The 25809-nt window shown below is 67.4% G+C and carries 25 protein-coding genes and 3 pseudogenes; 12 read left to right on the top strand and 16 right to left on the bottom strand.

The window, feature by feature from the left end; all coding sequences use genetic code 11:
- Nucleotides 1-7: 7 nt before the first annotated feature.
- The 5 genes and pseudogenes from D3H54_RS14570 to D3H54_RS14550 form a co-directional block, all read right to left on the bottom strand.
- Nucleotides 8-748 (bottom strand): hypothetical protein, encoded by a 741-nt coding sequence (locus D3H54_RS14570; protein WP_149379634.1) that lies wholly within the window; start codon nucleotides 746-748, stop codon nucleotides 8-10.
- Complete coding sequence (locus D3H54_RS14565) at nucleotides 745-1926, bottom strand: zinc ribbon domain-containing protein (RefSeq protein WP_149379633.1); 1182 nt, start codon at nucleotides 1924-1926, stop codon at nucleotides 745-747. Before D3H54_RS14565 ends, D3H54_RS14570 begins: the two co-directional genes overlap by 4 nt.
- A pseudogene (locus D3H54_RS14560) lies at nucleotides 1923-3502 on the bottom strand (S53 family peptidase). Before D3H54_RS14560 ends, D3H54_RS14565 begins: the two are co-directional and overlap by 4 nt.
- A gap of 70 nt (nucleotides 3503-3572) precedes the next feature.
- Nucleotides 3573-4016 carry a hypothetical protein gene (locus D3H54_RS14555; protein WP_149379632.1) on the bottom strand — a complete coding sequence of 148 codons (444 nt, stop codon included), beginning with the start codon at nucleotides 4014-4016 and terminating at the stop codon, nucleotides 3573-3575.
- 92 nt (nucleotides 4017-4108) lie between these two features.
- Nucleotides 4109-5317 carry a S1C family serine protease gene (locus D3H54_RS14550; protein WP_286199244.1) on the bottom strand — a complete coding sequence of 403 codons (1209 nt, stop codon included), beginning with the start codon at nucleotides 5315-5317 and terminating at the stop codon, nucleotides 4109-4111.
- A 350-nt stretch (nucleotides 5318-5667) separates the two neighbouring features.
- Between D3H54_RS14550 and D3H54_RS14545 the strand changes: the two genes are divergently transcribed.
- The gene (locus tag D3H54_RS14545) at nucleotides 5668-6300 is read left to right on the top strand and encodes an FKBP-type peptidyl-prolyl cis-trans isomerase (RefSeq protein ID WP_210419700.1); all 633 of its coding nucleotides are present in this window, start codon (nucleotides 5668-5670) and stop codon (nucleotides 6298-6300) included.
- A gap of 5 nt (nucleotides 6301-6305) precedes the next feature.
- Here the strand turns inward: D3H54_RS14545 and D3H54_RS14540 are convergent, their stop codons facing one another.
- From D3H54_RS14540 to D3H54_RS14515, 6 genes are all read right to left on the bottom strand, one after another.
- The gene (locus D3H54_RS14540; RefSeq protein ID WP_149379631.1) at nucleotides 6306-6839 is read right to left on the bottom strand and encodes a hypothetical protein; all 534 of its coding nucleotides are present in this window, start codon (nucleotides 6837-6839) and stop codon (nucleotides 6306-6308) included.
- 89 nt (nucleotides 6840-6928) lie between these two features.
- Nucleotides 6929-7399, bottom strand: coding sequence for a DUF5078 domain-containing protein (locus D3H54_RS14535; RefSeq protein WP_149379630.1), 471 nt, complete (start codon nucleotides 7397-7399; stop codon nucleotides 6929-6931).
- Nucleotides 7400-7525: 126 nt separating this feature from the next.
- The gene (locus tag D3H54_RS14530; RefSeq protein WP_149379629.1) at nucleotides 7526-7789 is read right to left on the bottom strand and encodes a hypothetical protein; all 264 of its coding nucleotides are present in this window, start codon (nucleotides 7787-7789) and stop codon (nucleotides 7526-7528) included.
- A gap of 101 nt (nucleotides 7790-7890) precedes the next feature.
- Nucleotides 7891-8496: a hypothetical protein gene (locus D3H54_RS31245; RefSeq protein WP_168214866.1), complete on the bottom strand. Its 606-nt coding sequence runs from the start codon at nucleotides 8494-8496 to the stop codon at nucleotides 7891-7893.
- A gap of 200 nt (nucleotides 8497-8696) precedes the next feature.
- Nucleotides 8697-8981 carry a hypothetical protein gene (locus D3H54_RS14520; protein WP_149379628.1) on the bottom strand — a complete coding sequence of 95 codons (285 nt, stop codon included), beginning with the start codon at nucleotides 8979-8981 and terminating at the stop codon, nucleotides 8697-8699.
- Nucleotides 8982-9085: 104 nt separating this feature from the next.
- Complete coding sequence (locus tag D3H54_RS14515) at nucleotides 9086-9517, bottom strand: pyridoxamine 5'-phosphate oxidase family protein (protein WP_149379627.1); 432 nt, start codon at nucleotides 9515-9517, stop codon at nucleotides 9086-9088.
- 97 nt (nucleotides 9518-9614) lie between these two features.
- On the opposite strand from D3H54_RS14515, the gene D3H54_RS14510 reads away from it, so the two are divergent.
- The 8 genes and pseudogenes from D3H54_RS14510 (at nucleotide 9615) to D3H54_RS14475 (ending at nucleotide 17747) form a co-directional block, all read left to right on the top strand.
- Complete coding sequence (locus D3H54_RS14510; protein ID WP_149379626.1) at nucleotides 9615-11963, top strand: Tex family protein; 2349 nt, start codon at nucleotides 9615-9617, stop codon at nucleotides 11961-11963.
- A gap of 335 nt (nucleotides 11964-12298) precedes the next feature.
- Nucleotides 12299-13404, top strand: a pseudogene (locus D3H54_RS14505) (type III polyketide synthase).
- Between the two features lie 25 nt (nucleotides 13405-13429).
- The gene (locus tag D3H54_RS14500) at nucleotides 13430-13933 is read left to right on the top strand and encodes an isoprenylcysteine carboxyl methyltransferase family protein (protein WP_149383544.1); all 504 of its coding nucleotides are present in this window, start codon (nucleotides 13430-13432) and stop codon (nucleotides 13931-13933) included.
- Nucleotides 13934-14048: 115 nt separating this feature from the next.
- Nucleotides 14049-14885 carry an SH3-like domain-containing protein gene (locus D3H54_RS14495; RefSeq protein ID WP_149379625.1) on the top strand — a complete coding sequence of 279 codons (837 nt, stop codon included), beginning with the start codon at nucleotides 14049-14051 and terminating at the stop codon, nucleotides 14883-14885.
- Between the two features lie 12 nt (nucleotides 14886-14897).
- The gene (gene scnC, locus D3H54_RS14490; protein ID WP_149379624.1) at nucleotides 14898-15614 is read left to right on the top strand and encodes a thiocyanate hydrolase subunit gamma; all 717 of its coding nucleotides are present in this window, start codon (nucleotides 14898-14900) and stop codon (nucleotides 15612-15614) included.
- On the top strand, nucleotides 15611-15946 hold the full coding sequence (locus D3H54_RS14485) for a thiocyanate hydrolase (protein ID WP_149379623.1): 336 nt from the start codon (nucleotides 15611-15613) through the stop codon (nucleotides 15944-15946). The genes scnC and D3H54_RS14485 overlap by 4 nt, the downstream gene beginning before the upstream one ends.
- 149 nt (nucleotides 15947-16095) lie before the next feature.
- The gene (locus tag D3H54_RS14480) at nucleotides 16096-16938 is read left to right on the top strand and encodes an acyl-CoA thioesterase domain-containing protein (RefSeq protein WP_286199242.1); all 843 of its coding nucleotides are present in this window, start codon (nucleotides 16096-16098) and stop codon (nucleotides 16936-16938) included.
- A 35-nt stretch (nucleotides 16939-16973) separates the two neighbouring features.
- Complete coding sequence (locus D3H54_RS14475) at nucleotides 16974-17747, top strand: enoyl-CoA hydratase/isomerase family protein (protein WP_149379622.1); 774 nt, start codon at nucleotides 16974-16976, stop codon at nucleotides 17745-17747.
- 6 nt (nucleotides 17748-17753) lie between these two features.
- On the opposite strand, the gene D3H54_RS14470 is transcribed toward D3H54_RS14475, so the two are convergent.
- Nucleotides 17754-18542 carry a transporter substrate-binding domain-containing protein gene (locus D3H54_RS14470; RefSeq protein ID WP_210419699.1) on the bottom strand — a complete coding sequence of 263 codons (789 nt, stop codon included), beginning with the start codon at nucleotides 18540-18542 and terminating at the stop codon, nucleotides 17754-17756.
- Between the two features lie 4 nt (nucleotides 18543-18546).
- On the bottom strand, nucleotides 18547-20400 hold the full coding sequence (locus tag D3H54_RS14465) for a fatty acyl-AMP ligase (RefSeq protein WP_149379620.1): 1854 nt from the start codon (nucleotides 20398-20400) through the stop codon (nucleotides 18547-18549).
- Nucleotides 20401-20459: 59 nt separating this feature from the next.
- On the opposite strand from D3H54_RS14465, the gene D3H54_RS14460 reads away from it, so the two are divergent.
- Nucleotides 20460-21245 carry an acyl-CoA thioesterase gene (locus D3H54_RS14460; RefSeq protein WP_149379619.1) on the top strand — a complete coding sequence of 262 codons (786 nt, stop codon included), beginning with the start codon at nucleotides 20460-20462 and terminating at the stop codon, nucleotides 21243-21245.
- Nucleotides 21246-21415: 170 nt separating this feature from the next.
- Nucleotides 21416-21706 carry a DUF4193 domain-containing protein gene (locus tag D3H54_RS14455; RefSeq protein ID WP_149379618.1) on the top strand — a complete coding sequence of 97 codons (291 nt, stop codon included), beginning with the start codon at nucleotides 21416-21418 and terminating at the stop codon, nucleotides 21704-21706.
- Between the two features lie 101 nt (nucleotides 21707-21807).
- Here the strand turns inward: D3H54_RS14455 and ripD are convergent.
- Together ripD and D3H54_RS14445 are read right to left on the bottom strand one after the other, a co-directional pair.
- Nucleotides 21808-22293: pseudogene (gene ripD / locus D3H54_RS14450) on the bottom strand (NlpC/P60 family peptidoglycan-binding protein RipD); the annotation flags it as partial.
- Nucleotides 22294-22526: 233 nt separating this feature from the next.
- Nucleotides 22527-23306: a hypothetical protein gene (locus tag D3H54_RS14445; protein WP_149379616.1), complete on the bottom strand. Its 780-nt coding sequence runs from the start codon at nucleotides 23304-23306 to the stop codon at nucleotides 22527-22529.
- An 82-nt stretch (nucleotides 23307-23388) separates the two neighbouring features.
- Here D3H54_RS14445 and D3H54_RS14440 point away from each other — a divergent pair, with 82 nt between their 5' ends.
- Nucleotides 23389-24216 (top strand): formate/nitrite transporter family protein, encoded by an 828-nt coding sequence (locus tag D3H54_RS14440; RefSeq protein WP_149379615.1) that lies wholly within the window; start codon nucleotides 23389-23391, stop codon nucleotides 24214-24216.
- Here the strand turns inward: D3H54_RS14440 and D3H54_RS14435 are convergent.
- Nucleotides 24213-25799: a PucR family transcriptional regulator gene (locus tag D3H54_RS14435; protein ID WP_149379614.1), complete on the bottom strand. Its 1587-nt coding sequence runs from the start codon at nucleotides 25797-25799 to the stop codon at nucleotides 24213-24215. The two genes, D3H54_RS14440 and D3H54_RS14435, sit on opposite strands and share 4 nt — an antisense overlap.
- Nucleotides 25800-25809 lie beyond the last annotated feature (10 nt).

The raw sequence follows: 25809 nt of genomic DNA, 5'->3' as shown, positions 1-25809 counted from the left end.
CGACGCCTTATCGGGGCGGATCGCCCTTCCACAGGAAGCTATTGACGTACTTGCCGAGATCCTGCGCGAGTTCCAGATTCGCGCCCGACGGCACGCCGGGCCCGTTGCCGGGTCCGAATTTGCGGTACGGCCCGATGGCCGCACCCACCAACGCAAGATCGTTCTTCACCGCCGCCATCACGACGATCCGCGTACGAGACACCGTGGCGCCGCCCTGCGGGTAGACGTCGAGCACTTCACCGAATCCGAGCTGATAACCGACTGTCGTGTTGGGCAGCACATAGGCCACCGTCGCGTCGGGCTGCTTGTCCTTGAGGAGATCGTCGATGATCTCCTCGGCGGAGCGGCCCTGGGCCGGGACCCCGAACAACTCCATCACCCCGCCGTCGCCGCCGGTGTACGTGGCCGAGACGCCGTCGTTCTCCATGGTGACCTTGTAGGCCGTGCCCTCCGCCGGATACGACACCGAGAACTCGCCGTCGGCAGACACGAAACGCGGACTCGCCTGTACCGGCACACCCGTCGGCGGCCGCCCGCAATCGGGTGGGCATGCATAACGCACCGACGGGCCACCAACCACCGCCCAGGCCGCCGTCGAGGCTCCGATCAAGACCGCCAGTGTGACGACCAGTGGCACGAGCATCCGCCGCAACGGGGTAAACCGTTGCGGCCCAGCGGTGTAGGCACCCGGCGCCACCGCGTAACCGGGATACAGTTCCGCCATCTGCGGCGCGGTCGGGGCACTCATGACTCCGCCGTCGCGATCTGGAGCTGCGGGCGGTCTTGTCGACGCGCGGCCCGGGACGTCTGCGACGCCGCCTGTGCGGCGACACCGCAGGCCGGGCAGAACCTGGTGTCGGGCACGACGTGCTGACACCACACACACAGAATCGGAAGCGCCGGATAGGTCTCGACGTCCTCGTCGCGCAACATCGTCACCTGCAGCGCGAGCCGCAAGGCGATGACCGCCGCGACCGCGAACACGATGTGCACGGAGAATTGCAGGTACGGCGGCAGCCGGTAGGCCTGGGCCAGACCGACGCAGGCGTAGGCCGCGGCGCCCATGATCAACCCGAGACCGCCGACCGCGACGGTGCGGAGATTGCGGCGGTTGACGTACCAGAGCCACGCTCCGATGAGGCCGCTGAGCGAGAGCCCGGTCAACGGCTCCCCGATTCCCCGCACCCCGGCCTGTAGCAACAGGTCCTCGATGGGCAGATCGCCGGTGACCGCACTATCCCCGAACTGCGGGATCATTCTGATCACGTTTGTGGCGAGCAGGAACATCGCGCCGCCGAGCAGGCCGATCACGGCGCCGTGCAACGACTCTCGCACCGGAGGCCGCAGCAGCCGAACCACGATCACCGGCACCTGCATCGCCAGCAGGCCGCCGAAGGGAATGACCACCGCGTCGAGCAGCAGACGCATGGTCGGGACCTGGGCACCCAGTCCGAGGCTGTAGGACTCGGCCACGATGGCGCCGGTCAAGGTCGCCCACGCCACCCCGACCGCAGCACCCAGAACGGCGGTCAGCGCCCAGACCCAGGCGGGCAGGTCAGCCAGCACCCGCGACTCGACCAGGTAGATCGCGATGAGCGTGGGCGGTGCGAAGATGGCCAGCGCCAGCATCGGCACATACCACTGCAGCACGCAGAACGCGACGAGCACGGCCAGCAGAAGCCCGAGTGCGAACCGGAATGCCACCCGTGAGCGGCTCGGCAGATGCGGGAACATCGAGCTGACGATCGACGGCTGAAGCACGTTCTCGCCCGGTGCGGCGGCGAAATCGCTCACCCGCAGCGGGCTCGGGCGCTCACCCGGAGCCACCGAGAGGTGGGCGCCACAGCGCACGCAGAACCGTCCCGCGGGGACGTCATGGGCGCAGTTCGGGCACGGCATCGTCGCGATGCCTGGCTGGCCGGTCATCGCGGAGACCGTTGCACGTCGAGGATGTCGCGCACCATGTTGTCGACGTCGGGACTGCCCAGGCCGGTCACCATGTCGTAGCCCGGCTGCGAGATCGCGACGGCATTGGTACCCAACGTGATGTCGTGGAATGCCGGCCGGGCCGCACCGGCTTTCAGTCGGTAGAGCACCGGATTGAGCTCACCGACCGGCCGCCCGCCGTTGGCGACCAGGAACTGATTCATCACCGCGGCGATGCCGGCCCAGATCGGTGCGGATTGCGACGTGCCACCCCGACCACCAATTGCTGGTTCTGCACGATGACCGCACCGGTCGAATTGTCGGCCACCGCCGAGACATCGGGCGTCAGCCGGCGAACGGTGTTGGTCGTCGTGGTCACACCGGCCTGCCATGGCGGCCGGTCGAAGAGGTTGGACACGCCACCGCCGCTCCCCTGCGTCAATGGACCGTCGCTCCAGGCCTGTTCGCCCAGCCACCGGTAGTTCTCGTCGGTGGACAGCGTGGTCCCACCCACACTGGTCACCTCGGGCAGCGATGCGACGGCATCGAGCCCGACGTCGGCCGGTCCGGGCGGCGCCGACCAGTCATGACCGCGTTTGCATTCCAGGCCGGCCAGATCCCCGCTCGCATCGAACACCGTGGTGCCGTGGGCAAGTGCGGTGGAGATCGCACCCCGGATCGGGGCCAGGTCGGCCGCGGTGATCAGCCTGTCGCAGCCCCAGCCGATGGACAGACTCCACACCGCCCCGGGGAACTGCCGGTCCACCGACTGCATCAGTTCGGCGATCTTGACGTAGGTGCCGCCACCGGCGACCGTCGTCCTGGCGTTGACCAGCACCTTGCGTGCGTCAGGCGCAATCGCATGGGCGACTTGTAAATCCATCGTGGATTCGCCGCTGCGTTGTTCTGGCACGCCGCCGACGACCTCGGGAACGAGCCGCGGCAACCCGTAGGTGGCGGTGAACATGTCCAGGTCGGCCTGATCGAATCCGTCGAACCCGAAGACCGCGATGGTGCCACCCTTGCCGGTGTAGCCGGCCTCTGTCAGCGGGCGCACGTTGTAGGTCGTCCGCAACGAGTCCGGCGGCAGGCTGTGGTCGGGCACGTCCAGCGGGCGGAACGAGGGGCTGTTGGAGTGATACGGCGTATAGCTGAGGATGCGCCCGAGACCAGTCACCTTGTCACGCAACGACGCCGGGACGGCGGGCTGCTGAGGCGAGGCGTAGAACACCGCGCCTGCCTTCCCGCGGAAATCGTGGACGGCCACTTGGAACGCGGCGCTGACCCGAGCAGGAGGGCCGCCGATCACCGCCCAGCGCTCACCGGGCCGCCATCGAACCGACAAGCCGTTGGCCGTCGCCCACGCGTCGAGCCGCTCAGGGCGTTGCGCATCAGGCAGCTCCGCGGTCAGCTCGACACGGTCCGCCTGCGAATCGCCCAGATTGGTCGATGCGGCAAGCAGTAAGGCGAATGGGCCCGAAATCAACTGCGGGAGCCGTGAGTCCGAATGCACTCGGAACGCGATCGCCGCGACGACCACTGCAGCGGTGACGATCAGGACGAGTGGCGACCGCACTGCGCGCACAGTGACGTGTGCTCCCCTCGACACCCCGCCAAGTTAGCGCATGCGGCAAACAAATGGGGAGCTATCCCGTCAGGCAGCCGAGCTCGTACAGCGCGGCGGGGATCGTCGCGTCCGCAGGAGCGGGGGTGGCCGAGGCATTCGTGCCGCAGACCTTCTGCTTGTCCTGGCTGATCCACTGGCCGCCGTGCTGCTGGAACACCAGCGTGCTCGGGGCGCCCATGTCCGGGTTGGCCGTGCTGGACCAGAGGCCGCTGGTCACCGCCCAGCCGTCGGCGCATGTCACGTCGTCGATCCGGTAGATGTTGTCGTTGCTCACGGCGTGCACGGCCGTGGTGGCCGCGTCGGCGAATTCGGCCTTCGTGCAGCCGGCGGCGGCATCGGCGGTACGGGTGCTCGTCGTGCCGGCGGCCGGTGCCGAGGACCCCGGCGAGCATCCGGGCAGACCGATGATCGTCAGCCCCGCGAACGCGACGACGACGCCCAGCCGACAGGTGGTGCGGTTCATCATCGGTCTCCCCCAATGCCGAAATGGACTGCCAAAAATGGACGGTAGCCATTAGACAATAGCCACCGTCCATCTCGAGATGGGTTGTGCCGCTAGGACTGAATCTGTCCGAGGGTGACCTGCACGGTGCGTGACGCGCCCGACGGGTCGTTGTAGGTCAGCGTGACGTCGTCGCCGGGCGCCTTGGAATGGATGGCGGCGACGAGCGCCTCCGGACCGTCGATCACCTTGTTGTCGACCTTGGTGATCACCGCACCCTTCGACATGCCTGCCGCTGCAGCCGGACTGCCGTCCGCGACGCCGGCGACCAGTGCGCCCCGCGCGCTGTCGTCGGAGCTGAGCTGAACGCCCAGCGAGGCGCGCTGCACAGTTCCGGTCGAAATCAGTTCGTCGGCAATACGTTTCGCTTGGTCAACCGGAATCGCGAAGCCGAGGCCGATCGATCCGCTCTGGGCCGCTTGCGAATCTTGGCCGCCGCCAAGCGATGCGATTGCGGAGTTGACGCCGATGAGGTCACCGTTCATGTCCACCAGCGCGCCACCGGAGTTGCCGGGGTTGATCGCCGCATCGGTCTGGATGGCGCTCATGACCGAATGCTGGCCGGACTGCTCGTCGCCGGTCGCGACGGGACGGTCCAGCGCGCTGATGATGCCCGTTGTCACGGTGCCCTGTAGGCCGAGCGGGGAGCCGATCGCGACGACGTTCTGGCCGACCTTCAGATCCTTCGACGATCCGATCGTGATCGGGGTGAGCCCCGAAACGTTCTGAGCCCGAACCACCGCGATGTCGTCGGCCGGGTCGGCGCCGACGACGGTGAACGGCACGGTCCGGCCGTCGGCGAACGTCACCGTCGCCTGCATGCCGCCGCGGCTCTGACCGGACGGGCGGCCGCCGGGGCCGCCGGGGAACTGACCGTCCGGCCCGTCCTCGGCTGCCATCGGCCCGCTACTAGCACCCTGGGCAGCGGCAGCCACGACGTGATTGTTGGTCAAGATCAGCCCGTCGGAGCTCAGGATGATTCCGGACCCCTCCTCACTGCCCTGACCAGTGGTGATCTGCAGCTTCACCACACTGGGAAGCACCTTGTCCGAGACCTGCTCGACCGAACCGACAGGTGCCGAGCTGGCCGGCTGACCGGCCACCGCGGGGTTCTTCGGCTCCGACGCCCCGGGCGCGAGTTGCCCCGGTGCGGTAGCCGTCGGGCGTTCGGAGTGGTCGACCACGGCGACCGCGCCGGCGGCCCCGGCGATCATCGCGACCACGGCTGTACCGCCGACCAGAACGCCCACTCGCGACTTCATCCGTTGCCGGGAATTTTGCTGTGACGCAGATCTCCCATCCCGCGGCGGGGCCCCGTAATGGGGCGGGTACAGCTGCGCCGTGTCGGTGGCACTGTGACCGTACTGATATCCGCCGGGATGCCACTGCCGTGAATTAGAATGTTCCACAGAATCTTTCGGCTGCCACTGGTAGTGGCCCTCCTGCGGCGAGTGTCCTGACCTGTAGTCCATTGCGTTCAGCTTCGCTTTCTCGTGACAAGAACGATCCGCGCCTCGAGGCGCCTGGATGCAGTTTGCCTACGCCGTCTGAGGCTTTGCTGAGAATGAGTTCGGTGTGAGCCAAGACTTTCGGCGAGTCAATCCGCTGTAGCGTGACGAGCGTGAACTTCTCCCGCCTGCCCTCTGTTGTCGCGTTCAGTGCCTGCGCCGCCGCGTTTGCCGTGTCCCTTGCGGCCTGCGGCTCGGACGCAGCCAGCCCGTCGGCGAGCAAGTCCTCGACCGCCCCGGCGGTCTCGTCCACGCTCACCCAGGCGGCCGGTCCGGATTCGGCCTGCCCGACCGCGCCGCCGGCCGCCGCGGGAACTCCGGAGTGGACGTTGCCCGGCGCGACCGGCAGTGTCGCGGTCACGGGATCGACGGACACCGCGGCCCCGGTCGTCACGGTGACCGCCCCGTTCAGCGTGAACGCAACCGAAGTGCACACGCTGCAGGCAGGTACCGGACCGGTCGTCGCACCGACGGCCACCGTCTCGGTCTGCTACGAGGGTGTAAACGGCCGCGACGGCAGCGTGTTCGACAGCAGCTACCAGCGTGGCGAGCCGGCCGAATTCTCGCTCGACGGCGTGGTTCCCGGCTTCCAGAAGGCGATCGCGGGCCAGAAGGTCGGATCAACCGTCGCGGTCGCCATGGTGTCTGCCGACGGCTACCCGCAGGGCCAGCCGCGGGCCGGCATCCTGCCGGGTGACACGCTGGTCTTCGCCATCAAGATCCTCAGCGCCTCGTAGTCGGACTACGGCGTACAGGTGCCCTGGAGGCCGTTCACCAGCGCGTAGATGTCGTCTTTCTTCTGGTCGGCGTAGTCGATCGCGGTCCAGGTGGAGGGCTGCGGCCAGGCGTTGGACACCGTCGGGCCGTAACTCCCGTAGCCATCCCCGTATCCGTAGCCGTAACCGGGCGAGATGACGAACAGCGCACCCACGGCGTCGCGCATGTCGTCGCTGGCCCGGCGTAGGTCGACCAGAGCCGGAGCCAGGCCCGGGACGATGCCCGGCCCGTTGATGTCTTCCATGTAGTGCACGCCGTGACTGATCATCGCGAGCTTCACGTTGGTGTCGCGCTGCTGGGCGGCTCCGCTGGCGTAGGGCGAGCTGATCACGATCCGCACTCCGCCGATGCCGGCATTGATGTCGTTGTCGAGGCTCTCGCGGACCTGGTCGAGCACCCCGCAGGGCACTCGCCCGGGATCGGCTGCAACCAGGGGCGCCGTGATCATCGAGGTGCAGGTCACGAGCGCCGCGACCACAATCGCTTGGGTTTGCTTCATAGTCCACCTACGTAGGGGGCATCACCATTGATGCCTGTACATAGCTGGAATTGACGGCGGTGTTACCGCCGCTCAGAAATTAGCCGAGGCTACCTGGCGACCGGCCAGTCCCAGACGGACATGTCGCCGGGCGGGTAGTTCATGCAGACGTCCGTGGCCTTGGCGACGACGCCCTTGTTGTTGAAGAACAGCTTGGCCCAGTTGCCCCAGCGGGTCGCGACGAACTCGTAGTAGACGTTGGTCGCGGTGTTCTCGGAGTACTGCCGTCGGGCGACCGGGTCGAGCGAGAAGAACCAGTGGATGCGATCGAACGCGATCTGCTGCACCTCGGCGGGCCGGTTGCTGCGGTCGATCATGTAGCGCTCGAAGTACACCGGACTGGTGTCGCGCGCCGCGGCCATGTACTGCTCGACATCGCACTGGGTGATGATGATGCGGTGTGGGATCGGGAAGTCGTCGCTGGCATCGGCGGCAGCGGGGCCGGCGGTGATGACGCCTGCAGCCGCCACAGCACTCAGCGCAAGACTTGCCAGCTTCGCGCGACTCATCAAACCAGCCATCGTTCTCCTGCCCTATTACCGAAAACCTTAAGCGGACTAACTATATAGCGGTCCACTTCGGAGTATCCACCCCAGCCCGAGATTGGACGGCGAATGTGACGAGTGAGACTCGCTACCAGCAACCGCTCAGCCGCCGTTGGTCACCGGGTTGGACGACAACGTGATGAATTGGTCGTTGATCCAGACGCCCCAGCGGCCGCCCCACATATGCGTCCACACCACCGGGTGTCCGGCCCACACCTCTGCCGGTTTGCGGGGCGCCCAGTCCGGCGCCACCTCGCCCACGTTCTGATCCGGCGGCGGCGGGTCCGCGCTCGCGGGCGCGATACCGATCGCGAGTCCAACCGCGAGTGCGCCGACAGCGGTCAGCGCGGATTTGATCAAGGTCATGAGCACGACTCCAGCGTCCGGACGTCATCGAGATACTTAGCAAGCATAACCAGCAGACGGCGCGAGTAATCCCCTACCCCGTAACGTCGCCCGTCGCGGCGTTACGGCGTCGGCGCCGGCGTCGCCGTGATCGGAGCCGGCTGGCCGGGAGTGTTGAACTCGTACCCCGGCGGCGGCGGACCGTTCAGCGAGTAGTAGCCCGGCGGCAGCGCCGGAGTTCCCGGCGGCGGCGGTTTACCCGGGCCGTACTCGCTCGGGGGCGCCTCCGAACCGGGGGCGGTGTACGACTTGTATCCGGGCGGCAGCGGCGGCGGCGCTCCGGCACCCGGTGGCGGCGCGACCGAGCCGCTGGCCGATGCGGACTCGTCAGGCCCGTAATACGGGTCGCGGACGTTGTGCCACATGTCCTTGAGCGAGCCGAGGACGCCGGGGGTGTTCTGCGAACCGTAGGTCGGATTGGCGATTTCCGGCACCGAGGGCGGCGCCCCGGGTGGCGGAGGTGCGGGTGCGGGCGGCGCCGCCGGATCGACCGGCATCGCCACGGGTTGGCCCGGCGGGACGGCGGCAGGATCCGACGGGACCGGAATGGGCGTCGGCGTCATCGGGTCGGCAGCCGCCGTCGCGGCTCCGGCCAGGGCAGCACCGACGGTGACGCTCGCGATGGCGACTGCGTGGACAAGTGCCGCGGTGCGGTGCCGTTCACTCATGAATCCGGCGGTCCTCTCGATCTCCCTGCGAAGGGTTGCCCCTTGGCGTAGGGGCATCGTCGCACACATTGGCCGTCGGCGTGCCGGCGGCAAAACCGGTGTACTTTCCGTCCTATCGCACGGCCGCCACATCCCGTTTCAGCACGCCCCGGTGCCTGCGCCGCGCGCAGGCACCGGGCGCAGGCACCCGCGATGCCGGGTCAGACCTGATTGGTTTCGGTGGTGCCGGTGGCCGATCCCTTGAGGTAGCGGGTGGCGAAGCCGATCGACGCGACCGCCGCGACCACACCGATCGCGCCCCACAGGACGATCGGGAACACCAGCGAGCCGAAGATGAAGTCATAGGTCACCGCCAGGTAGATCGACCAGAGCACCCGGTAGATCGACCAGAAGGCCAGCAGGCCGGTGCTGATCGCGATGTAGAGACTGTGCTGGCGCTCGACGCGGTCGATGTGCTGCGCGATGGGAGTCGGCACGATCTTCATGGGGTTGTTCCTCTCGTTGTCCGCCGCCTCGGTGGCGTCGATGAGAGAAGTGAAGAACTGCCGGACGGCTACCGATCCCAACTCAGACCCGGATCGGCCGGCGGCTACAACTCGTCGGAGAAGTCAGCAGTCAGCCAACGGTCGGGCCGGATCGTGAACAGCACGTTGGCGTGGCCCGCCATGGACTGGAGGAACTGACGCCCACCGTCCTCACCGAGGTAGCGCACCGCGATCTTCTCCAGGACCTCCGGCGGCGTCGGGTCGGTGGTGTCGACCAGGGTGCCCTCGACGACGACGTAGCGGTACGGCGGCTCCTCGTCTTGGACTACCAGCGTCGCCGCGCCGGCCTCGGCGATCAGCCGCGCCTTGCGGGTCGACGGACCGGTGGAGAACTGGATGTCCCCGCCGGGGGTGTACTGGTACCAGATCGGAATGCTGGCCGGCGGCCGGCCGTCGGTGGTGGCGACGGACAGCACCGCCACATGTTTGGCGGCGAGGAACTCCTGCCACTCGGACTCGGTCAGTTGTCTGGGCATACAGCGGCCAACTCCCCGATCCGCGGGGCTATTCCTGCGCGCGCAACACCCCTCGACGGGTCGTGGGATTGTCGGCGAGGTTCGGTAGGGTCTGCGCGTGACTTCGAGCCCAACCCTCAAATCTGTAAATGCCCGTCTTGCTGAAGAACTCGCCGTCGCAGAGGCCCGGGTGGCCGCCGCGGTCCGGCTGCTCGACGAGGGTGCGACCGTTCCGTTCATCGCCCGCTACCGCAAGGAAGTCACCGGCAGCCTGGACGACGGTCAGCTGCGCGACCTCGAGGAGCGGCTGCGTTATCTGCGCGAGCTCGACGAACGACGGGACGCGGTGCTCGCGTCGATCGACGAGCAGGGCAAGCTGACCGACGAGCTGAGGTCCGCGCTGCTGAGCGCCGACACGAAGTCTCGGATCGAGGACATCTACCTGCCGTACAAGCCGAAACGGCGTACCAAAGCCCAGATCGCCAGGGAAGCAGGCCTCGAGCCGCTCGCCGACCGTCTGCTCGCCGACCCCGCTGTCGCCCCCGAAACCGCCGCTGCCGAATTCCTCACCGCCGACGTCGCCGACGCCGCGGCGGCACTCGACGGCGCGCGGCACATCCTCGTCGAACGGGCGGCCGAGGATGCCGAGCTGGTGGGTGCGATCCGGACCAAGTTCTGGGCCGAGGGTGCGGTGCGGACCGCACCGTTCTCCGACGAGGCCGCGAAGAGCCCAGCGGCACAGAAGTTTCGGGACTACTTCGAATTCACCGAGCGGCTGGAGGACATGCCCTCGCACCGGGTGCTGGCGGTGATGCGCGGAGAGAAGGAACAAGCCCTCGCCGTGCGCTTCGACGGCGGCAGCGACGACGCCTACGAGGTGATGGTCGCCAACGCCCTCGGCGTCGATCTGACCGCCAAAGCTGCGGCCACCCCATGGCTGACCACCACGGTCCGGCTGGCCTGGCGCACCCGGCTGATGATCTCCGGTGCGGTCGATGCCCGGATGCGGTTGCGTCAGCGCGCCGAAGAGGACGCCGTGGCCGTCTTCGCCAAAAATCTCAAGGATCTGCTGCTGGCGGCGCCTGCCGGTACCCGCACCACGCTCGGACTCGATCCGGGGTTCCGCACCGGGGTCAAGGTCGCCGTCGTCGACGACACCGGCAAGGTGCTCGACACCTGCGCGGTCTACCCACATCAGCCTCAGCGCCAATGGGATTCGGCCAAGGCGACCCTGGCCGCCCTGGTTGCCCGGCACGGCGTCGAGCTGATTGCGATCGGTAACGGCACCGCGTCCCGGGAGACCGATGCACTGGCCACCGAGCTGATCGCCGACATTCGCGCGGCGGGTGCCAGCGCACCGGCGAAGGCTATGGTCAGCGAGGCCGGGGCGTCGGTGTATTCGGCGTCGGCCTACGCCGCCCGCGAGCTGCCGAGTCTGGACGTGACGGTCCGCGGTGCGGTGTCGATCGCCCGCCGCCTGCAGGATCCGCTGGCCGAACTGGTGAAGATCGAACCGAAGTCGATCGGCGTCGGCCAGTACCAGCACGACGTCACCCCCGGCACCCTGGCCCGCAGCCTCGATGCGGTGGTGGAGGACGCAGTGAACGCCGTCGGGGTCGACCTGAACACCGCGTCGGTTCCGCTGCTGTCGCGGGTGTCGGGAGTCTCCGAGTCGTTGGCCGAAGCGATCGTGGCCTACCGCGAGAAGACCGGTCCGTTCCGCAGCCGCACCGCCTTGCTCGATGTTCCACGCCTGGGCCCCAAAGCCTTTGAACAGTGCGCCGGCTTCCTACGGATCCGCGGCGGTGACGACGCCCTCGACGCCTCGGGCGTCCACCCGGAGGCCTATCCGGTGGTGCGGCGCATTTTGGACCGTTCGGGTATCACGATGGCCGAATTGATCGGCAACGAACGAGCGTTGCGGACACTGCGGCCGGCCGACTTCGCCGACGACCGCTTCGGCGTGCCCACGGTGACCGACATCCTCGCCGAGCTGGAAAAGCCGGGCCGCGATCCGCGGCCGGCCTTCTCCACCGCGACCTTCGCCGCAGGTGTGGAGAAGGTGGCCGATCTCAAGGTCGGAATGGTGCTCGAAGGTGTCGTGACCAACGTCGCGGCGTTCGGCGCCTTCGTCGACGTCGGTGTCCATCAAGACGGTTTGGTGCACGTCTCGGCGATGTCGGACCGATTCGTGTCCGATCCGCATGAAGTGGTGCGCTCGGGTCAGGTGGTGCGGGTCAAGGTCGTCGACGTCGACGTGGATCGCCAGCGGATCGGACTCACCCTGCGCCTCGGTGATGAACCGAAAGCCAAGCAGACCAAGGGCTCTGGGCGCAGTAGCGCGCCTGCCGGCCGTAGCGAGCGGCGCCAGCCCGCTCGTGGCGGCGACGGCGGGCGGCGGGACCGCGACAACCGATCATCCGGCGCGATGGCACAAGCCTTGCGCGACGCCGGTTTCGGCCGATAACACTCCCCCTGGTCGGCTCAGCCTCCGGAGGGAGGCTGACCGACTGCGGCAATCCTTTTCATGATCACATGGGTGCACGAAATTTCGGGAGGCCGGTTCAACGATATTTCGGATTATCAGCAGTCCCCCAGTCCGTGCACAATTAATTGCCAGAACAGGCCGCCTTCCTGGGAATTCTCAGGCTCTATTTATGTTGTGCCTCTTAGCTTTTCATAAATGCCCATGTGATCGCTGCTTATACAGATGACCGGCGGATATTTCAGGTTCGTGTGCGATATTTCACGACCGGTCTAAACGGGGAATGGTTTTAGCACATCGGCAGTGTTGCATCGCGCATGACAGATACTGCTTTCTCCCACTCGCTGAACCCGATTGGCACGCCCCGGCACGGTGATCCCCGCGTCGCCGGCACCGCCGTCGCGTTCACGACACATCGCTACGACCAGGACGAGGTGGCCAGGGCGCTCACCGAGTTCGCCGAACCCGGCTTCGGCCGCTTCGCCCGAACCAGCGGCGTCGAATACCGCAACCTCGCGCTGCCGGTGGAGCGCTACCCGAAGCTGACCGGTTTCACCGAAGCCAACGAGGCCTACCTCGAGGTCGCCGCCGAACTCGGCGAGCAGGCGGTGCGCCGCGCTCTCGACGAGGCGCACCTGCGCCCTGACGAGATCGACGCCATCCTGACTGTGTCGAGCACCGGCGTGGCCGTGCCCACCATCGATGCCCGCATCGCGTCGAAGCTGGGGCTCCGGTCCGACGTCAAGCGCATCCCGCTGTTCGGGCTCGGCTGTGTGGCCGGCGCAGCCGGGATGGCGCGGCTGCATGACTACCTGCGCGGTTTCCCCGACCACGTCGCCGTGTTGCTCTCCGTCGAGCTGTGCTCTCTGACGCTGCAACGCGACGACACCTCGATTCCCGCGCTGATCGGCGTCTGCCTGTTCGGCGACGGCGCGGCAGCGGTGGTCGGCACGGGCGCCGATCGGGTCCCTGCCGGGCTCCCCTGCAGCAGGGCCCGCAGATCCTGGCGACCCGCAGCGCGCTGTTGCCGGACACCGTCGAGGTGATGGGCTGGAATGTGAGCTCCAGCGGATTCCAGCTGGTGATGTCACGCGACGTTCCCAAGATGGCCGATGACCACCTCCGCGCCGAGGTCGACCGGTTCCTCGCCGAGCACGGGCTGACAACCGCCGACATCACAACCTGGGTGTGTCACCCGGGCGGACCCAAGGTGCTCGAATCGATCACCAACGCGGTCGGCATGCCGGCCGAAGCCCTGCGGCACAGCTGGGAATCGATGCGCGACAACGGAAACATGTCGTCGGCTTCGGTGCTCGACGTCTTCAACCGAACTCTCGCGGACGCGCCGGCGGCCGGCTCGCTGGGAATCATGCTGGCGATGGGGCCCGGCTTCAGCTTCGAACTGTTGCTTCTGAGTTGGTGAAGGAGTCCCGATGATCTACACCCCAATGTTCTATTACGGGTTCATCCTCGCGATCGGCGCCGAACGTCTTGTCGAGCTGGCGGTGTCACGGCGCAACGCCCGATGGTCCTTCGCCCAGGGCGGCCAGGAGTTCGGCCGCGGGCACTATCCGGTGATGGTCGGCATGCACACCTTGCTGCTGGTGTCCTGCATCGTCGAAGTGGCGACCCTGCACCGGCCGTTCCTGCCCTGGCTCGGCTGGCCGATGGTGGCGATCGTGGCCGCCAGCACCGCGCTGCGCTGGTGGTGCGTGTCCACGCTGGGTAAGCGCTGGAATCCGCGGCTGATCGTCATCAAGGGTGCGCCCTTGGTCGACCGTGGGCCCTATCGCTGGATGCACCATCCCAACTACACCGCGGTGGTCGCCGAAGTGGTGGCGCTGCCCCTGGTGCACTCAGCCTGGACCACCGCCATCGTGTTCAGCATCGCCAACGCGCTGGTGCTCACCGTGCGTATCCGCGCCGAGAACGCGGCGCTGGGCTACGCCTGAGAAGTACCCGCAATTGTCTCGCGGGTAAGAGTCGATGGATTGCAACCACTTTCGGACATAGTCGGTGTTACGTTGGCTCGCGTTGGGACCTGTGCACGGTCACGAGGGGGCTTCAATGAGCACTGCCGCAGAACGCGCCGATCAGCTGGCATTGGTGGCCCGTCTCAAGTCCGCTTATCCCGAGTTGCCGGACGCTCCCACTCCGGATCTGCTCGACCACGCGCGGTTCGTCGCCTACATGAAGCCGGTGCACGACGTCGGCGGCGAGCCGGACGCCCCGATGAAGTACGAGAACAAGGACTACGAGTACTGGGAGCACATGACGTATGTCATCTGCGAGGTGCTGGCGTGGCGCGGAATCTGGCTCTCGGAGGAACGGCGCCGGATCGGCAACGTCGACGTCCAGCGCGCCGTCTATCTGGGCTTCCCGTACTACGGCCGCTGGCTGCTGTCGGTGGCCCGAGTCCTGATCGAAAAGCACCACATCGGTCTCACCGAGCTGACCGAGCGGATGGCGGAGGTCAAGGAACGCTACGCGGGCGGACTGGAGGGAAAGACGCTGGCGGCCAGGCCCAAGTTCGAAGGTGACGGATCGCAGGTCAAGCGCAACAGTCACATCGTGCATGCCCAGGGCAAGGGCGACCCGCAGGTGTACGCGGGCAAGGCAGGCGAACCGAGGTTCACGGTCGGCGACCGGGTCGTCGTCCGCGAACTGCCGGTGCTGTTCTACACCCGCACCCCCGAGTACGTCCGCGGCGCCACGGGCGTCATCGATGCGGTGGCCTACGAAAGCCCGGCCGCCGAGGACGAAACCTGGGACATCCCCGACGCCAAGCCCGAATGGTTCTACATCGTCAAATTCAGCATGTCCGAGCTGTGGAACGACTTCAACGGCCCGGACAGCGACAGCTTGCGCACCGAAATCCCCGAGCACTGGCTTGCACCCGCATAGGAACGGACGGACATGACCGACCACGGCCACGATCACGACCATGACCACGACCGCACCGTCAAGCCGATGGTCGACGAGATCACCGACTTCGAGGTGCTCGAGATCGCGCTGCGCGAATTGTGCATCGAGAAGGGCATTTTCACCGCCGAGGAGCACCGCCGCTTCACCGAGTTCGCCGAGCAGATCGGCCCCACACCGGCGGCTCGCCTGGTGGCCCGGGCCTGGCTGGATCCCGACTTCAAAGCCCTTGCCCTCGCCGAACCGATGACCGCCAGCAAGGAGGTCGGTGTCGACTGGCTCGAGCCGACCGGCTTCGGCACCCCCAGCGACTTCACCGCGTTCCAGATCCTCGAAGACACCCCGGGTCTGCACAACGTGATCGTCTGCGCCCTCTGCTCCTGCTACCCGCGGCCCATCCTCGGTAACTCCCCCGAGTGGTACCGCACCCCGAACTACCGGCGGCGGCTGGTGCGCTGGCCCCGGCAGGTTCTCGCCGAGTTCGGGCTCTACCTATCCGACGACGTCGAAGTCCGCGTGCAGGATTCCAACCAGAAGCACCGCTTCATGGTCATGCCGATGCGACCCGAGGGCACCGACGGCTGGACCGAGGATCAGCTGACCGAGATCATCACCCGCGACTGCCTGATCGGCGTCGCGCTGCCGAAGCCCGGGGTGACCACCAATGTCATCACCGACACCCGGCCCGCTGTGCATCCGGTCGGCGAATGACACCCGAGCCGTTACAGCAGATTGTCGACCGCAATCAGGTCTGGCCGGTGATGGCGGCCAAATACGGGGTGGAGAACCCGGTGCCGCCGTGGAAGACCAGCCTCGACGGGCTTTGTGACGCACTCGATCACGCAGCGTGTGAGGCCGACATCCCGACGTTCAAAGAACGCCGCGACGAGGAGGACGACCTGTCGGCCACCATGTATGCCGACCTCCCCTACCCCGAGAGCCAGCTGGTCTCCTTGGCGCACTCGCTGCTGTCCCGCGGAGTCATCACCGAAGATGAACTGCAACAACGTCTTTCCGCCGTCCGAGCCCGGCTGGAGGCCTGACGCCAGGGGACGTGTCCCCCGATCGGTGGACATCGCATTCATCCGGTGTTGCGGCCGATCGGTGGATATTTCGCGAGGCCACGCCGGGTGATAGTTGCTGGTGAGCCGTCAAGCAAGCGGCGGCTCCCCCGACTCAGAGGATGGCAGCGATGAACAGTGGCATGGTGTTGTCGAAGCGCACGGCAGCGGCTTCGAGCGCAATCGGTATCCGTCCGGCGTATTTCGTTCAGCACCCGAACGGCACCTTCCGGCCCACCCCGTCGGCGGCGGCATCCTGGAGCGAGGGTCTGCTCAGCGGTCAGGCGATCGCCGGGCTCGCGGCATCGACGCTGGAACGCAAGTACGGCAGTGTCGGATACCTGCCCACCCGGCTGACGCTCGACCTGCTCAAACCTGCCCGCGCCGTCCCCACCCATACCCAGACGCGGCTGATCCGGCACGGAAACCGCATGCGTACCGCTGAATGCGACATCATCCAGGACGATTGGATCGTGGCACGCGCAACTCTGTTGCAGTACCGGCAATCTCGTACACCGGACCGGTCGGACGCCGCGCCGGCACAGCCCGCCGGCTCGCCGACCGACACCGAGGACCACGCCCTCTACGTCGACGGCGACGGAACCGGCTGGAGCCCGATGGGCGAGCAGAACACTGCCGGACGCAAGCGGGCGTACTACGGCGGTCTGGACGCGGTGGCCGGTCTGCCGGCGACGCCCTTCGTCCGCGCGGCGGTGGTCGCCGAGGCGGCGGCGAACCTGGTGACCAACCTGGGCGCCGGTGACATGGGCTATATCAACGGGGACCTGACGGTGGCCATGTCCCGGCTGCCCCGCGGCGTGTTCATCGGTGTGCAAGCCGACACGCACTTCGCCGAGAACGGAGTGTCGGTGGGCAGCGCCACCCTGTTCGACGATGCGGGTGCGTTCGGCACCAGCATGGTCACCGCGGTTGCGAGTCCCGCCGGCCGCAGCAGCACCCGCCTGCGCGACTGAGCGTCAGGAGCCTGGCCCGAAACTACAGTGCAGCAATGAGCCTCGTCACCTACCAACTGGAAGACCACGTCGCGACGATCACCCTCAACCGGCCCGAAGCGCGCAACGCCATCAACGGCCCGCTCCGCCAGGGCATCAACGCCGCATGGGATCGGTTCCGTGACGAGGAGGACGCCTGGGTGGGGATTCTGACCGCCACCGGCGACGTCTTCTGCGCCGGTGGTGACCTCAAAGACGGCGAGGGCTCGGTGGGCACCTTCGGCGGGACGTTCTGGGAGAAGCCGACGATCAATTCGTTCGAGTCCGGCATGGAACTGTTCAAACCCACGATCGCGGCCGTGCACGGTCCCTGCGTCGGCTACGGAGTCACCGGGGTCCTGTTCTGCGACTTTGTGATCGCATCGACCGAAGCCACGTTCAGCTTCCCCGAAGTGTCCCTGGGCATGCCGACCATCGTCGGCGCCATTCGGTTGCCGCACCGCGTCGGCTGGGCCAACGCCATGGAGCTGCTGCTCACGGGCAAGCCCATCAGCGCCGAGCGGGCCAAGGAGATCGGGCTGGTGTGGAAGCTCGTCGAACCCCAGGACCTGCAGGCCGAAGCCCAGGCCTGGGCCAGAACCCTGACCGAAGCCGCGCCGCTGGCGCAGCGAGCCACCAAGGAAGTGGCCTGGCGGACCGCCGACATGGGCTGGATCGAGTCGGTGCGTTTCGGCGAGGTCATGCGCAAGGTCGCCGGCGCCACCGAGGATGTCGGCGAAGGCCTGCAGGCATGGCGGGAGAAGCGCAGGCCGCAGTGGAAGGGCCGCTGAACCGCCCTAGCTGGGCGGGTCGGGTGCCGGCGCGTGCAGCCACCGTTGGTAGCTGTCGGCGTAGGTTCCGTCGTGGAGCGCGCCGACGAGCCAGACGTCGGTCGCAGCGGCGATGGGACTGCCCTTGGGCAGTAGGTAGGCCTTGACCTCGGAGGTGAAGGGATCCGCGGGGTGCTGGGCCACCAACTCGGGGTGCAGCGACGACTGGTAGATGGCTTCGATGGCGTCGGTGACCATGACGTCGGCCCCGCCGGTCGCGAGCTGATCGAAGATGGTGGTGTTGTCCGGCCAGATCGTGAGCTGCGCGTCGGGGAAGTGAGTGCGGGCGAAACGTTCGTTGGTGCCGCCGATGTTCTCGATGACCCGCACATCGGGCTGGTTGATCTGCTCGATGGTCACCAGCCGCTCGGCGTTGGCCGCCGGGACCAGCGCGGTCTTGCCGCCGGCCAGGTAGGCCCGGGTGACGTCGACGTCGCGGCGGCGCTCCGGGGTGTCGGTGATGCCGCCCATCGCGATATCGCATCGTCCCGGTGAGGTGAGGTCCGCGACCAGCGTCGACCAGGTGGTCGGCACGAACACCGGAGTGCGCCCGAGATGCGCGGCCAAGTCGGCGGCCATGTCGATGTCGACCCCGCTGTACTGTCCTGTCGCCGGGTCGCGGTAGGTCAGGGGCCGGTAGTCGCCGGTGGTGCAGACCTTCAGGACGGCCGGCCCGCCTGCCCAGGCGACCGGCGGCGCGACGCACGCGGTGAGCGTCGCGGCAATGGCGAGTGCGCCAAAGGTCAACGGCCGCATACGATCACCGCACCCGCAGCGCATCGGAAAGGTATTCGGCGCGGCAGGCCCGCCGGGCCAGTTTGCCGCTGGTGGTGCGCGGGATGGCGCCGGCAGGCAGCAGCCGCACGTCGGCGGCCTCGATACCGTGACGATCGAACACCGCCGACCGGATCGCCGCGATCGCGGCTGCCGGGTCGCTGCGACTGGTGCCGGCCGCGCGTTCGGCGATGATCACCAGTTGTTCTGTGGTGTCGTGTGTTGTCGCACCAGGCATCTGGTTCTTCGGAAGGGTGAACGCCGCCACGTACCCGTGCCGGACGAGTGCTGAGGAATCCGCGGCGGTTTTCTCGATGTCGTGCGGATACAGTGTCCGGCCGTCGAGCACCACGATGTCGGCGAGGCGCCCGGCGACGTAGAGCTCGCCGCCGAGATAGAAGCCGAGGTCGCCGGTGCGCAACCAGGCGCCGTCGACGGGCACGCTGCCGGCATGGCCGTCCCCGGATCGCCGGCGGACGAGCCGGGCACCGAAGACACGGCGGCTCTCCTGCGGCTGGCCCCAATAGCCGCGGCCGACATTGTTGCCGTGCAACCAGATTTCGCCGACCCTGCCGTCGGGCAGCTCGTCGCCGGTCGCCGGGTCGACGATCGCCGCCCACAGACTGCGGGCCACCTGGCCGCACGACACCTGGGTGATCGCGTCCGCGCCGTCGTCGGCCTCCTGCGCCACTCCCTCGGCCAACCGCTCGCGGTCCAGGCGAATCACTGTGGGCGGCGCGGTCGGTGCGATGGTCGCGACGAACAAGGTGGCCTCAGCGATGCCGTAGGACGGCTTGAACGCCGTCGGGGGCAGGCCATGGGGTGCGAAGGCCTCGGAGAACGTGGCGATCGCGTCGGCGCTCACCGGTTCGGACCCGATGATCATCACCACGTTGCTCAGATCGATGCCGTCCCCGGCGTCGGGCAGGCCCCGCGCAGCGGTCCACTCGTACGCGAAATTCGGTGCGGCGGTGATGACGTGGCCGTACCGGGACGCATCGGAGAGCGCCCGGATCCAGCGTTGCGGCCTGCGGATGAAGGCGGTGGGTGACAGCAGTGTGGAGTGTCCGCCGTACACCGTCGGGAAGCCGATCATCGACAAGCCCATATCGTGGTAGAGCGGTAACCAGCTGACGCCGTGGGTATTTCGATCGAGCAGATCGATGGACAGGATCATCTGGATCAGGTTGGTACCGACCGCCCGGTGGGTGATCTCCACGCCGGCCGGGGGTCGGGTCGAGCCCGACGTGTACTGCAGATGCGACACGTCGTCGACGTCGACAACGGTCTCGACGAAGTCGGCGGCCGAGGAATCGGGAATCTCGTCGATGATCATCAGCTGCGGCTGCCGGGCCGGCGGTAGCTTGGCCAGAAACCCGCGCACGCTGTCGGCGGCGGCTGCGGTGGTGAGCACCAGAGCGGGCCGCGAATCAGCGAGCGCGGTGTCGAGACGTTCGGCGTGGCCGGGCAATTCGGGAGCGAACAACGGCACAGCGATGGTGCCCGCCTTGATCGCGGCGAAGAAACCGGCGATGTAGTCCAGCCCCTGCGGTGCCAATATCGCGACCCGGTCACCGCGGGCAGCACTGCGCTGTACGTGGGCCGCGATCGCGCGCAGGCGCTGACCGAGCTGAGTCCAGGTCAGCTCGAAGACCACCGGTTCGGCCGACCGGCTGTAGTCGAGGTAGCGGTACGCCACGGTGTCGCCGACGTTGGCGATGTTGCGGTCGATCAACGAGATCAGCGTCACGCCCGCCGGCAATACGACGTTTCCGTCGGCGTCCAAGCAGTCTTCGATCCGAAGCAGGCCCTCTGGTGCGTCGACATGGCCGCGGTCCATGCCAGGAGTCTAAGACGCTATCGTGAGTGCGATTTTCGACGACGACCCCCGAGGAGAGCATGTCGAGCTGGATCGCCGAGTTGGTCCAACTCGACCGCAGTGGGCACACTTTTCGCGCATCGGCGTCCTACGGTGCGGGTCCCCGGCTCTTCGGCGGGTTGATCGCCGCCCAGGCGCTGGCGGCCGCGGGCGCCACCGTGGAACCCGGCCGGCTGCCGCAGTCGCTGCACGCCTACTTCATCAAGGGCGGCCGGATCGGCGTCGACATCCACTTCACTGTCGAGATCACCCGCGACGGCCGCTCTTTCAACACCCGCCGCGTCACCGCGACGCAGGACGGTGTCGCGATATTCGAAATGCTGGCGTCGTTTCATCAACCCGAGACGACCACCGACTGGCAGCTACCGCAGGAGCCGCGGGTGCCGCTGACGGAGGCGACGATTCTCACACGACTGCCGGTCGAGTGGGCCGATCACTTCGACATCCGGCTCGCACCGGGTCCGCAGAGCCGCGTCGAGTGGCCCACCCAGCCGTTCTGGTTCCGCACCCGCGAACCGGTCGAGGACGATCCCCTGCTGCGAGCCTGCGCACTGACCTTCATCTCGGACCTGGGCATGGTGTCCTCGGCACGTCCGCCGGGCCCGGAATTCCCCGGTCCGGGCGGAGCCGCCAGCCTCGACCACGCGCTGTGGCTGCACCGGCCGTCCGACCCGCACCGGTGGCACCTCTACGACGCCACCGCGGTGAGTCACAGCGACGCGCGGGGGTTGGCGCACGGCTCATTTCAGCGTGATGACGGTACCCTGATCGCCAGCGTCGCCCAGGAATCTCTCTGGCGAACCTGAGCCCAGCTTTCTACGTGCCTATGGCAGGCGAATCCGCAGGCCACAGCAAGGCAGGACCCAGCGCACAGACAGCCGGAAACAACGGTGTTTAGCAGAGACCGGCTACGGGAACAAACTCGCATTCGACCGCGTTGACGCGACGTCGAATGCGGAAACGAAAGGCACGGATCATGACGGTTGATTACGACGCCCCCCGCCGCACCCAGGCCGAGCCTGAGGAAGAGTCTCTCGAGGACTTGGCGGGACGGCGCAAGGATACGGCCACAGCGGTAATAGATATCGACGAGGCGGAAGCGGCGGATTCCTTCGAGCTGCCCGGTGCCGACCTGTCAGACGAAGAGCTCACGGTTCGGGTGATCCCCAAGCAGGCTGACGAGTTCACCTGCAGCAGCTGCTTTCTGGTTCACCACCGCAGCCGGCTGGCGGATGCCACCAGCCTGGTCTGCACCGACTGCGCCTAGCCCGCAGCCCTGCCCGGTCTCGCTCGACGGTGGGCGTGTCCGTCGTCGCGCCGTGAATCTGCACGGCGGGTCAACGGCACGCCCCCGCGTGACACTCAGGCGATGACGCGGACCAGGTAGGGCGCCATGTCTTTGGCCCGCACCGCGGATACCGCGACGACCGTGTCGGTGACTTCCAGCATCTGGTTGTTGCCCAGGAACATCGCGACGCTCTGGGTGCCGTCCGGCCCATAGAAGATCAGATCGCCCGGCAACGCCTGGTCAGCGGTGACGTGCTGGCCGACCTTGTACATATCTCCCGAGGAACGCGGCAGCTTGGCTCCCACGCCGGCGTAGATGTACTGGATCAGGCCCGAGGAGTCGAAGCCGACGACGGCCGCGCTCGGCCCTTTGCCCAGGGTGGGTCCGTTGATGTCGCCGCCGGCCCAGGCGTAGGGCACGCCCCGCTGGGCGAGCCCGCGCTGGATCACCAGGTTGACGTATTGATCGCGGCCCACCGGAGCGGCGGTCGCCGTCGGGGTGAGCAGGCCGGGAATGGCGAGCAGCATCACCAGGCTGATCGCCAGGGCATATACGCGCTTCTTCATCATGATTTCCACCTTCCGGGCGCCTCTGAGCAAAGCTCCGTCCTCTTCACAGAGGTCACTTCTGTCACTTTCTACCGCAATCAGCTGACAGCCGGTTACCACGCTCACGGCCTGAGCAGGGCTTTTAGCCGATCCGTGACGCAAAGGTGTCCAAAGCGGTGTGCATCCTTGCCCGATCGGTTGCGATCACCGAACCGGCGTCAGCAACTCACGACGCTCGCGGCCTCGACTGCTCAGCGGCGGCGGTCGCGCACTCGATACGTCGACGGCCACGATTTGCGGCAGTCGTCGCCGGTCAGCGTCATCCCCATCCCGCCGACTTTGACGTCGTAGGCTTCCTTGCCCGCGCCGACCTCGCGGTTGGCGTGCTCCTGAGCCAGGTAGTACAGCTCGTCGATCGCGGCTTCGCTGTACGCGACGAAGGACGTCTCGCGCACCACGTCGTCGCTGAGAACCATGGTGTCGGGCAGGATCCGCGAGGCGACCGCGGCCAGGCCCAGCAGCGCGAACGGGATGACCCAGTAGCACAGCACGGACAGCGGGTTCGCGGTGTCGAGAATCGTGGCGTCGCTCGCGGCGATGGGCGGGATCGCCGAGGACGCGGTCATCCCCGCGAAAGCGGCGATCCAGATCCAGGTCAGCAGCGACGTGATCTTCGTGAACAGCTCGCTGCTGACGATCTCCTCGGAGCGTCCGGCCGCGGCGAAGTCCCGCACGAAGGGCGTGCCCGCCAGCGCCCCGACCAGTGTGATGAGCAGGATGCCCGCGGTGCTCAGCGGCAGTATCCATTGCTCCAAGAACGCTTGGCTTGCCGCGAAGGTCAGCACCGTCAGCACGAAGAACGCTGCGACAGAACCGATTTCGAAGGTCAGGCCGGCCACCTTCCGGGTGCGGCTCATCACCAGCCCGAGTATCGCGACGGCGAGAGCCACCAGGACGGCCGTCGTGAACGGCGCGTTGCCCACCAGTACCCAATAGACGATCCACGGCGCAAAGCCAACGAGAATGCCCACGGCGGCCAGTGTATTGGCGTGCGTTGAGCGATTGCTCAGCGGCGTCCGGTGTCGGGTTGGCCGCCGATGGGTATACGGGGTCGTGAGTTCAACGAGCCAGCGCCAGCTGGGCGATTCAGACAGCCCGATCGAGGACGAACTCGAAGCCGCCTTCAACCGGATGGTCGACGAGGGCGGTCAGCGGCTGCACCGCAGCTGGCGTGAGGTCCTGGTCACCGGATTCTTCGGCGGTACCGAGGTCGCGGTGGGGGTGCTGGCCTACCTGTCCGTTCTGCATGAGACCCACAACCAGCTGCTCGCCGGAGTGGCATTCTCGATCGGGTTCCTGGCCCTGCTGCTCGGCCGAAGCGAGCTGTTCACCGAAGGATTCCTGGTTCCCGTCACGACGGTGGCCGCCAAGCGTGCCAGCGTGGGCCAGCTGGCCAAGCTGTGGAGCGGCACGCTGGTGTCCAACCTGGTCGGCGGGTGGGTGATCATGGCGCTCATCATCGCGGCGTTCCCCAAGCTCAAGGACCAAACCATCGAGTCCGCAGAACATTTCGTCGGCGAACCGCTCTCGGTGCAGACGATGTCGCTGGCGGTGCTGGGCGGCATGGTGATCACGTTGATGACCCGCATGCAGCACGGCACCGACTCGGTACCCGGCAAGATCGCGGCCGCGGTGGCCGGTGCGTTCGTGCTGGCCGGACTGCAGCTGTTCCACTCGATCCTGGACTCGCTGTTGATCTTTGGTGCCCTGGCGACCGGCGAGGCGCCGTTCGGCTACCTGGACTGGCTGGGGTGGTTCTGGTACACGCTGGTCGGCAATATCGTCGGCGGTCTGGTGCTGGTGACGCTGCTGCGACTCCTGCGGAGCAAAGAGCGGCTCAAGGACGAGCGTCGCGACGCCGAAGATCCCACGACGGACTAGACGTTCAGGATCAACATCGCCACCTGCAACGACGTCCTGGACTCGGCGTCGTCGAGGTCGAGTCCGACGATCCGCTGCAGCGCCTCCAACCGGGCGTACAGCGTGGGCCGCGACATGTGCAGTGTCCTGGCGAGCTCGGCTTTGTTGCCACCCGCCGCCAGGTAATGCCACAGCAGGTCGAACGCCTCGTCGCCATGCTTGGCGCGATGCGCCAGCAACCCGGCCAGTTCGGTCTCGGCGAACGCCTGCACGCGAGGATCACTACGGATCAGCGACAGCAGGCCGCGCAACCGGACATCCGAAGCCCGATGAAACGGCTTGTCCTGCAAGGGCATCGACATCGCCACCTCGGCAACGTGCCCTGCCTCGCGCAGACCGCCCACCGCGTCGACCAGCCGGCTGTTCTCCGGCCCCACCCCGATGGCGCATCCGCTCACCCCGTCGAGGTGGGCGACCGCGCGCCGGGTAGCCGAACACACGTCGCCCAACACGGTGTCGAGCGATCCAGGCACCCGGCTGGTGCGTTGCGGCGCCAACACCACGTCGATCTGCCCGTCGTCACGGGTGGCGGCCAAACCGGTGTGGCCGGCCGCACGCACGGTGTGCATGATCGCGTCCAGTGTGCGAACCCGCCGCTGGGCGATCGCAACCTGATCGGCGCCCGGGGTCTCCCGCAGCCGCACCGCCATCGGCACATACGTCAGCGCCGGCCGTAGCCCCAGCGCGTGCGCACGGGCGGTGGCTTCGGCCTCATCGGTGATGCGACCGCGGCGCAGGTCGTCGACGAGACCGCTCTGCGCGCGCAGTTCGAGTGAGCTGCGATTCTGCTCGACCATCCGGTTCAACGCCAAGGCCTGCGCCGCCCGCTCCAACGTCATCACCGACCGGCCGTCGGCCGCAGCCATCCGCGGCGCGATCAACCGGCCCCACTCCTCGCGGTGCGGGCCCACCGGGCACGCGGTCCAGGCGTCGCCACTCGCCAGCCGCGAGCGCCGCTCCCAGTCGACCAGCAGTGCCGCCGCCGAGAGGCCCCGGCCGTCGAACGCCAGCACCTGACGGTTGAGGTCTTCCAACACCACGGGTGTGTCGAGCATCTGAGCTGCCGCACTGACGATCTGGTCGATCGACGCGCGGCGCATGCTCAATGCGGTGAACTCTTCGTGTACCCGTTGGGCGTACTCGACTTCGGCGTACTGGTCAGCGACGATCCGGCGGTGCACCTCCTCCGTGACATCGATGAAGCGCACCGTCCGGTGCAGGACGATCACCGGCAGGGACAGCGCCGAACCGATGGCGCGCACGGACTCCGGAAGCCGGTCGATGTGCAGTCCGAGCTCGATCACCACGCCCACCGCACCGGCCTTCGCGAGGCCGGGCAGATAGCCGTCCCGGCGCTCCGGATCGGCCAATGCCTGGCCGGTCGTGAGCACCAACTCCCCGCCGGTCAGCAGGCCGGACAGGTCGGCGAGATCGCTGACGTGCACCCAGCGCACCGGCTGGTCCATCGGTCCGGCGCACACCACGTCCGGATCGCCCCGGCGCACCGACGGCAGCTCGAGGATGTCGGCAAGGGTCAACTGCATTGACACAGTG

Source organism: Mycobacterium sp. ELW1 (assembly GCF_008329905.1).
In the GTDB taxonomy this organism is placed as follows: domain Bacteria; phylum Actinomycetota; class Actinomycetes; order Mycobacteriales; family Mycobacteriaceae; genus Mycobacterium.
The sequence above is the reverse complement of the archived record's forward strand: the minus strand, read 5'-3'. Positions and strand labels throughout refer to the sequence as shown.

Excerpts from the sequence above, each read along its gene's own strand:
- D3H54_RS14500 (WP_149383544.1), top strand. The coding sequence starts at position 13,430 with ATGTTCTATTACGGGTTCATCCTCGCGATCGGCGCCGAACGTCTTGTC.
- D3H54_RS14485 (WP_149379623.1), top strand. The coding sequence starts at position 15,611 with ATGACACCCGAGCCGTTACAGCAGATTGTCGACCGCAATCAGGTCTGG.
- D3H54_RS14470 (WP_210419699.1), bottom strand. The coding sequence starts at position 18,542 with ATGCGGCCGTTGACCTTTGGCGCACTCGCCATTGCCGCGACGCTCACC.
- D3H54_RS14535 (WP_149379630.1), bottom strand. The coding sequence starts at position 7,399 with ATGGCTGGTTTGATGAGTCGCGCGAAGCTGGCAAGTCTTGCGCTGAGT.
- D3H54_RS14550 (WP_286199244.1), bottom strand. The coding sequence starts at position 5,317 with ATGAAGTCGCGAGTGGGCGTTCTGGTCGGCGGTACAGCCGTGGTCGCG.
- D3H54_RS14465 (WP_149379620.1), bottom strand. The coding sequence starts at position 20,400 with ATGGACCGCGGCCATGTCGACGCACCAGAGGGCCTGCTTCGGATCGAA.
- D3H54_RS14540 (WP_149379631.1), bottom strand. The coding sequence starts at position 6,839 with ATGAAGCAAACCCAAGCGATTGTGGTCGCGGCGCTCGTGACCTGCACC.
- D3H54_RS14555 (WP_149379632.1), bottom strand. The coding sequence starts at position 4,016 with ATGAACCGCACCACCTGTCGGCTGGGCGTCGTCGTCGCGTTCGCGGGG.
- D3H54_RS14435 (WP_149379614.1), bottom strand. The coding sequence starts at position 25,799 with ATGCAGTTGACCCTTGCCGACATCCTCGAGCTGCCGTCGGTGCGCCGG.
- D3H54_RS31245 (WP_168214866.1), bottom strand. The coding sequence starts at position 8,496 with ATGAGTGAACGGCACCGCACCGCGGCACTTGTCCACGCAGTCGCCATC.
- D3H54_RS14455 (WP_149379618.1), top strand. The coding sequence starts at position 21,416 with ATGACGGTTGATTACGACGCCCCCCGCCGCACCCAGGCCGAGCCTGAG.
- D3H54_RS14515 (WP_149379627.1), bottom strand. The coding sequence starts at position 9,517 with ATGCCCAGACAACTGACCGAGTCCGAGTGGCAGGAGTTCCTCGCCGCC.
- D3H54_RS14570 (WP_149379634.1), bottom strand. The coding sequence starts at position 748 with ATGAGTGCCCCGACCGCGCCGCAGATGGCGGAACTGTATCCCGGTTAC.
- D3H54_RS14495 (WP_149379625.1), top strand. The coding sequence starts at position 14,049 with ATGAGCACTGCCGCAGAACGCGCCGATCAGCTGGCATTGGTGGCCCGT.
- D3H54_RS14565 (WP_149379633.1), bottom strand. The coding sequence starts at position 1,926 with ATGACCGGCCAGCCAGGCATCGCGACGATGCCGTGCCCGAACTGCGCC.
- D3H54_RS14530 (WP_149379629.1), bottom strand. The coding sequence starts at position 7,789 with ATGACCTTGATCAAATCCGCGCTGACCGCTGTCGGCGCACTCGCGGTT.
- D3H54_RS14520 (WP_149379628.1), bottom strand. The coding sequence starts at position 8,981 with ATGAAGATCGTGCCGACTCCCATCGCGCAGCACATCGACCGCGTCGAG.
- scnC (WP_149379624.1), top strand. The coding sequence starts at position 14,898 with ATGACCGACCACGGCCACGATCACGACCATGACCACGACCGCACCGTC.
- D3H54_RS14480 (WP_286199242.1), top strand. The coding sequence starts at position 16,096 with ATGAACAGTGGCATGGTGTTGTCGAAGCGCACGGCAGCGGCTTCGAGC.
- D3H54_RS14460 (WP_149379619.1), top strand. The coding sequence starts at position 20,460 with ATGTCGAGCTGGATCGCCGAGTTGGTCCAACTCGACCGCAGTGGGCAC.
- D3H54_RS14475 (WP_149379622.1), top strand. The coding sequence starts at position 16,974 with ATGAGCCTCGTCACCTACCAACTGGAAGACCACGTCGCGACGATCACC.